Annotated in this window: 4 protein-coding genes; 3 read left to right on the forward strand and 1 reads right to left on the reverse strand. The window is 70.8% G+C overall.

Features of this window, described 5'->3' with window-relative positions:
* Nucleotides 1-64: 64 nt before the first annotated feature.
* The 3 genes from D7V97_RS38450 to D7V97_RS38460 all read left to right on the forward strand — a co-directional run bounded on the left by D7V97_RS38450 (nucleotide 65) and on the right by D7V97_RS38460 (nucleotide 4,060).
* Nucleotides 65-1,171: a type IV pilus twitching motility protein PilT gene (locus tag D7V97_RS38450; protein ID WP_120615561.1), complete on the forward strand. Its 1,107-nt coding sequence runs from the start codon at nucleotides 65-67 to the stop codon at nucleotides 1,169-1,171.
* Nucleotides 1,172-1,291: 120 nt separating this feature from the next.
* A complete protein-coding gene (locus D7V97_RS38455) occupies nucleotides 1,292-1,708 on the forward strand; it encodes a DUF5684 domain-containing protein (RefSeq protein ID WP_120615562.1) in 417 nt (138 codons plus the stop codon).
* A 165-nt stretch (nucleotides 1,709-1,873) separates the two neighbouring features.
* Nucleotides 1,874-4,060, forward strand: a complete 2,187-nt coding sequence (locus tag D7V97_RS38460) for a TonB-dependent receptor (protein WP_120615563.1) — start codon at nucleotides 1,874-1,876, stop codon at nucleotides 4,058-4,060.
* Here the strand turns inward: D7V97_RS38460 and D7V97_RS38465 are convergent.
* Nucleotides 4,014-6,011: an ATP-dependent DNA helicase gene (locus D7V97_RS38465; RefSeq protein WP_120615564.1), complete on the reverse strand. Its 1,998-nt coding sequence runs from the start codon at nucleotides 6,009-6,011 to the stop codon at nucleotides 4,014-4,016. The genes D7V97_RS38460 and D7V97_RS38465 overlap by 47 nt on opposite strands.
* Nucleotides 6,012-6,244: the final 233 nt, after the last annotated feature.

The following is a 6,244-nucleotide window of genomic DNA, read 5'->3' on the forward strand; positions in this document are numbered from 1 at the left end:
CCCCAGGAGGGCGCGCGGATGCTGTCCAAGGTGGGCTCACTGCTCGGCAAGAAGGGCGCCTGACATGACGGACACCCCCCGCATCGCCAGCTGGTTCGACGTGCTGCTCGACAGGAAGGGCAGCGACCTGCACCTGGGCGTGGGCTACCCGCCCCTGGGCCGCATCCGCGGCGAGCTCGTGCCCTTGCGCGACGAGCCCCTCACCCAGGAGGAGCTGGAGCCGCTGCTCTTCGAGCTCTGCTCGCCGGAGCAGAAGCGGCAGATCACCGAGGAGCTGGACCTGGACTTCGCCTATGGCTACGGGACGAAGGCCCGCTTCCGCGCCAACTACTTCTACAAGATGACCGGCATTGGCGCCGTCTTCCGCACCATCCCCAGCAAGGTGCTGACGCTGGAGGACCTGAAGACGCCGGAGGTGGTGCGCAAGCTGGCGGACCGCCGCAGCGGCCTGGTGCTGGTGACGGGCCCCACGGGCAGCGGCAAGTCCACGACGCTCGCGGGGATGATCAACCACATCAACAAGACGCGCGCCTCGCACGTGCTCACCGTGGAGGACCCGGTGGAGTTCGTGCACGAGTCCCTCAAGGCCCAGGTCACGCACCGCGAGGTGGGCCCGCACGCGTCCAGCTTCGCCACCGCCATCCGCTCCGCCGGCCGCGAGGACCCCAACGTCATCCTCATCGGCGAGCTGCGCACCAACGAGACGATGAAGCTGGCGCTCCAGCTCGCGAGCTTCGGCGTGCTGGTGTTCGCCACGGTCCACACCAACAGCGCGCCCGCCACCATCGACCGCATCATCAACGCCTTCCCCGCGGACGAGCAGGGCCAGGTGCGCGGCATGCTCGCGGAGTCCCTGGCGGGCATCGTCGCCCAGCAGCTCATCAAGACCGCGGACGGCAAGGGCCGCGTCGCCGCGCTGGAGATCCTGGTGGGCGGGGCCGCCATCGCGTCGATGATCCGCGAGGGCAAGGTGTTCCAGATCGCCTCCAAGATGCAGGCGGGCCAGGGCCAGGGCATGCAGACCCTGGACATGCACCTGGAGCGGCTGGTGAAGGACGACGTCATCCTCCCCGACGCCGCCCTGGAGAAAGCCCAGGACAAGGAGAATTTCGTGAAAGTCATCCAGCGGCTGAAGCCGGACTGGGTGGTGCCGGAGACTCTCAAGGCCTGAGAGGGACGACCCAAAGGGGGGAGGGAATTTGCATTCACCCCCCTACTTCGCGAATTGTTCGGGACTGAACCTGGACCGGCGCTCGCGCCTGGGTCCCACACTTCCGAGGGGGAAGTACTCATGGATGAACAGCAGCTTGAGATGATGCGGCAGGCGTCGGAGCAGAGCGCGGGCCCTGGCCCGTTGTTCTACATCTTCTACTTCGCCTTCATCGGCGCGATGATCGCGGGCCTGTGGAAGACGTTCGCGAAGGCGGGCGAGCCCGGGTGGGCGGCCATCGTCCCCATCTACAACGTGTACATCATGACGAAGATCGTCGGCCGGCCGGCGTGGTTCACGGTGCTGGCGCTGATCCCGTGCGTGAACATCATCGCGCTCTTCATCATCGGCATCGACATGGCGAAGTCGTTCGGCAAGGGCATGGGCTTCGGCATCGGCCTGGCGCTGCTCAGCCCCGTCTTCTACGCCATCCTCGGCTTCGGCGACGCGCAGTACCAGGGCCCGGCCGCCGCCGGCGGTGGCATGTCCGCGGCGTAGTCTCCGCGCAGGGCAGGGCCTCCGGGTCCTGCTCCTGATGTGACGGCGGTGGAGTGGCCTGTTGTCCGGCCCTTCACCGCCGTTCGTGTTTCTGGAGCGTCCCGGGGAGCCGGCCCCGCGAGCGAACCTTCCCGCGAGGGCGGGAGATCCGATAGAGCGGCGGCAATGACCGGCCCGCGCGCTCCCTCCCGTCCGCCTGTTCCACCGCTCCGGCGGCTTGCACGACTCCGGCGCTTCGGGGTCTGCCTCGGGCTGGTGCTGCCCGGCGTCGCGGCGGCGCAGTCCGAGCTGCCCGTGTCCCCTGACGCGCCGGTGCGGGAAGCAGACGCGCCTCGCGAAACACAGACGGTCGTCACCGCGACGCGCCTTCCGCGCCCGCTTCGCGACGTGCCCGCCACCACGGTGGTGATTCCCCGCGAGGAGATGGAGCGCAGCCCCACGCTCACGCAGGACGCGCTCGTGCGCACGCTGCCCTCCGCGGCCACGTTCCGCCGCACTCCCTCGCTCGTCGCGGATCCCACCGCCCAGGGCCTCAACCTGCGCGGGCTCGCGCCTTCGGGGGTCGCTCGCGGGCTGGTGCTTCTGGACGGGCTTCCGGTGAACGACCCCTATGGCGGCTGGGTGTTCTGGCGCGCCCTGCCCCGCCTGGGCCTGGACCGCATCGAGGTCGTCCCCACCGGCGGCTCCGCGCTCTATGGCAGCGCCGCGCTGGGCGGCGTCGTGCAGCTCATCTCCCAGCCCATCGGCCCCGTCATCGACGCCGACGTGTCGGTGGGCAACCTGGGCACCGGCTTCGTCGCCGCGCGCATCGCGGACCGCTGGAAGCGCGTGGGCGTGTCGCTGGAAGCCGAAGGCCTCACCAGCAACGGCTACCGCATCGTCCCCGAGGGCCAGCGCGGCACCATCGACGGCGACACCCCGTCGAAGCACGTCACCGCGCAGGCGCGCGTGGAGGTGAAGGCCACCGACGACCTCCGCCTCTCCGCACGCGGGGGTTACTTCCGGGAGACGCAGAACGGCGGCACCCGCTACACCGTCGCCAGCGTGGACCTCGCGTGGTTCGCCGGGAGCGCCCGCCTGCGCACGGAGGACACCGGTACCTTCGAGCTGGGCCTCTACGGCCGCACGCAGCACTTCGCCCAGGAGCGCGCCCGCGTCGCCCCAAACCGCAACTTCGAGATCCGCTCCGCGCTCCAGGACGTGCCCGCCAATGATCAGGGCGGCTCACTCGTGTGGATCGGCCCGGCGCTGACGCTGGGCGGAACCCACGTGCTCGCCGCGGGCGTGGACGCGCGCCGCTCCGCTGGAACCGCGGAGGAGCTGCTCTTTCCCTCGGCCGTCTCGGCCACGACGCTCTACGCGCGCACCACCCGGGGCACGCAGCTGTCCGGCGGCGTCTTCGTTCAGGACCTCTACACCGTGTCGTCCGCGCTGGAGCTGGCCGGCACGCTGCGCTGGGACGCGTGGCGCAGCCTGGACGGCTCCCTGCTGGAGAGCCGCGCGAACGGCACCGCAACCGCCACCGACTTCGAGCCTCGCAACGCCGGACAGCTCAGCCCGCGCCTCGCCGCGCGCCTGCGCCCGGTCGACTGGCTCACCGTGCGCGCATCCGTGTACCGCGCCTTCCGCGCCCCCACCCTCAACGAGCTGTACCGCCCCTTCCAGGTGGGCACCCTCCTCACCGCCGCCAACCCGGACCTGGGCGCCGAGCGCCTCTGGGGCACCGAGGCCGGCGTGGAGGCCACGGGCCCGAGCGGGCTCACCGGCCGCGTCACCGGCTTCTGGAACGTGCTCGACGCCCCCATCACCAACGTCACCCTGGCCACGCCCCTGCCCGACGGCACCACCCGCCAGCGCCAGAACCTGGGTCAGGCCCGCGTGCGCGGCGTGGAGCTGGGCACGGACTGGCGCGTGTCCCGCCAGTGGACCGCGCTCGCCGCCTACACCTTCGTGGACCCCGTCGTCACCGAAGCGCCCGGCCAGCCCGACCTCGTGGGTCGCCAGCTTCCCCAGGACCCGAGGCATCGGGGCTCGCTCAGCGTCACCTTCGACGAGCCGTCGCTCCTCACCGCCACCGCGCAGCTGCGCGTCCTGGGCCCGCAGTACGAGGACGACCTCAACACGCGCGGCATGGGCGGAGCCGCCATCGTGGACCTGTTCGTGAGCCGTCACCTCTTCTGGAAGGTGGCGGCCTACGCGGCGGTGGAGAACCTGTTCGACCGCGCCTACCTCGCGGGCCGCGCGGGCGTGGACACGCTCGCCCCGCCCTTCCAGGCGCGCGTGGGGCTGCGCCTGCGCGACGGACTCAACGAACGGTTCTCAGAGGCGGAACGGGGCGTACCGGTCCATTGAACCAGCGGCTCAGCTCCGTCGTGTCCTCCATCCGCTTCGCGGGCGGCAGGCTGGAGAGGAACACGCGGCCGTAGCCCTTGGTCACGATGCGGCGGTCCAGCATCGCCACGATGCCCCGGTCCGCCTGCGTGCGGATCAGCCGCCCGAAGCCCTGTCGCAGCGCCAGCGCCGCCTGCGGCAACTGGTACTGATCAAACGGCTCCTCACCGCGCGCCTCAATCTGCCGGATGCGCGCGGCCACCAGCGGGTCTCCCGGTGAAGCGAAGGGGAGCCGGTCGATGATGACCAGGCTCAACGCGTCCCCGGGCACGTCCACGCCCTCCCAGAAGCTGTGCGCGGCGAAGAGCACGCTGGGCGTCTGGCGGAAGGACTCCAGCAGCTGCGCCTTGGGCCGCTCGCCCTGGAGCAGCGCCTGGTAGGGCAGCCGCGTGGCGGTGAGTTCGTACGCGCGCACCATGTTGCGCAGGGACGTGAAGAGCACGAAGGCGCGCCCGCCCGTCACCTCGCACAGCTTGATGATCTCTTCGGCCGCCGCCTCGATGAAGCCCGGCGCGCTGGGGTCCGGCAGGTGCGTGGGCAGGTACAGCGCGGACTGGCGCGGGAAGTCGAACGGGCTGGGCACCGCGAGCGTGCGCACGCGCGTCACCGGCTGGCCCTCGTCGTCGTACATGCCCATGCGCTTGGCGAAGAAGTCGAAGCGGCTGTCCGCCGCGAGCGTCGCGGAGGTGAACACCACCGTGTCGAGCGCGCCGTAGAGCCTGTCGCGCAGCTCCTTCGCCACGTCGATGGGGTTGGCGCGCAGGAAGAGACCCTTGCCGCGCGCCTCCGCCCAGTACACGTGCTCCGAGGACTCCGCCTTCTCCAGGAAGGTGAGCTGCTCCACCATCTCCTCGGCGCGGCGGTGGATGGCGGCCAGCTCCGCCTCGCGCTCGCTGCCGGAGAACGACGCCAGCGCGGCCAGGCCCTCGCGCACCTGCTCCAGCGCGCCGGACAGCTTGCCCATCGTCTCCGGGCGCAGCGCCACGGTGGACTCCTGGTTGGACAGCCCCAGCGCGCGCGGTGCCTGGACGAACAGCGCGTCTGAATGCGAGCGCACCCGCTGGGCCAGCGCGGACAGCGTCGGGTGCCGGTCGTCCTTCGCCGGCAGGGCCGCCACCGCGTCGCGCGCCAGCTCCTCCAACCGGTAGTTGGAGACGCTGTAGCCGAAGTGGCTGCTGGCCACGTCCTCCAGCGCGTGCGCCTCGTCGAAGACGACGGCGTCGTAGAAGGGCAGCACCCCTTCCGTGCGCTTGCCGGAGCTGCGCAGCGCGAGGTCCGCGAAGAACAGGTGGTGGTTCACCACCAGCAGGTTCGCGGTCTCCGCGCGCTTGCGCATCTTCGTGACGAAGCACGTCTCATACTGCGCGCAGCGCGAGCCCAGGCACGTCTCCGACGTGGTGGACAGCCGCGACCACGCGGCGAAGGACTCCGGCAGGTCCAGCTCCGCCCGGTCCCCCGTCTCCGTCTGCGTCACCCACTTCTTGAGCAGCGGCCACTGCTTCGCTTCGTCCTTCGAGATGAACTGCGGATCCTTCTCGAAGGACTCGTAGCGGTGAAGGCAGAGGTAGTTGCCCCGGCCCTTGAGGTAGGCCGCCTCGAACTGGAGCCCCAGCTTCTCGCTGAGCAGCGGCAGGTCCTTGAAGAACACCTGGTCCTGCAGCGTCTTCGTCGCGGTGGACACCACCACCTTGAGGCCGGACAGGAGCGCCGGCACCAGGTAGGCGAGCGTCTTGCCCGTCCCCGTGCCGGCCTCGGCCAGCAGGTAGCTGCCTTCGGAGAAGGCCCGCTCCACGGCGCGCGCCATCTGGAGCTGCTCCGGACGGTGCTCGTACGCGGGCAGCGCCTGCTCCAGCGCACCGCCAGGACCGAGCAGGCTGTCGACAGAAGGGGGACGGGGCGCGGGCGCGGACATGCGTCGGTTTCGGGGCAGGACGGAAGAAGGGCCCCCCAGGATAACAGCGCCCCGCGCTGTACGCGCGTTCCTGTCCACCCCTTCCGCCGCCCGCCCGGGAAGCGGGCCGGCCAGCGCCTCCCCCTTCCGTGCGCTTGCCGGAGCTGCGCAGCGCGAGGTCCGCGAAGAACAGGTGGTGGTTCACCACCAGCAGGTTCGCGGTCTCCGCGCGCTTGCGCATCTTCGTGACGAAG

Origin of the sequence: Corallococcus sp. CA053C, from assembly GCF_003611675.1 — a bacterium.
In the GTDB taxonomy this organism is placed as follows: domain Bacteria; phylum Myxococcota; class Myxococcia; order Myxococcales; family Myxococcaceae; genus Corallococcus.